Source organism: Xanthocytophaga flava (assembly GCF_030068545.1).
Lineage (GTDB): Bacteria > Bacteroidota > Bacteroidia > Cytophagales > 172606-1 > Xanthocytophaga > Xanthocytophaga flava.
Window position 1 is genome coordinate 1 of record NZ_JASJOR010000089.1, and the last position, 919, is coordinate 919.

1 protein-coding gene is annotated in these 919 nt (G+C 47.7%); it reads left to right on the top strand.

Annotation, left to right across the window (positions count from 1 at the left end; translation table 11 throughout):
* On the top strand, positions 1 to 919 hold a 919-nt coding region (locus tag QNI15_RS38865; RefSeq protein ID WP_314037599.1), incomplete at both ends, for a hypothetical protein.

Consider the following 919-nt stretch of genomic DNA (forward strand, 5'->3'; position numbering starts at 1 on the left):
TCATCAGCGAATCTGCCCGTGAGTCTACTGGCGGTTCGTTTGGAAACATCACTTCCCGAGGCAGTGTCAGCAATCTGCAAATCCATGATGGAACCATCTACCACCTGACCAATGTGACGACCGGTTCGTATGGAGAGAAAAGTTCAGGCTATGCCATCAAATGTCTGGCTTCGTGGGCAGGAGATGATTTCAGCAAATCGGATTATGTGAGTAAATCCAAGTTTTATAATATCAAGGAATATGGCAAGCCTAGTGCACCGTGGGGACCGAATGTGCCCAACCTGGGATTTGAGTTCTGGGCAATAGGAGCTGAAGAAGTGGAGATTACCAATTGTGATTTTACCACAGCGCTTTCGCTGGAATATGAGCCAGCGGTGTTGAAAGGCAGATATTCGTTCTGGGTACATGACAATCGGTTCAAAGTACAGACGGGTCCTGCTATTGAGTTGACACCGAGCAACACCCTGATCGAAAACAACATATTTGATTACCGTGAGAATGTGAATGCATGGAATGTGATGGGCGAATACAATCAGAAAGCAAAAGGAGGGGCCAACATCCATGTGCGTAGAAACTACTTTCTGTTAGGAGATCGGTCTCCGATTCTGTGGGCCTTGGGTAATCCAGCCACTAACCTGCATTTCTACAATAACACCATCAGTGGGACAGGCAATCCGGCCATATTCCAGGTTCGATCCACCAGTAACGGGGTAGCCTCAACCAATCTTCGTGTATTTAACAATGCATTTGATGTAGGCAATGGAGGTCAGATCACCGTGGTTACCTATGAAGGAGGCACTGCTCAACCACAGGGGTTGCAGTTAACCAACAACCATCACAGTGAGCCCTTTGCAGCGATTCCATCCGGAGCGACAGTAAGTAACAACACCCAGACTACACCTGCTTTGTTACGTTCTGG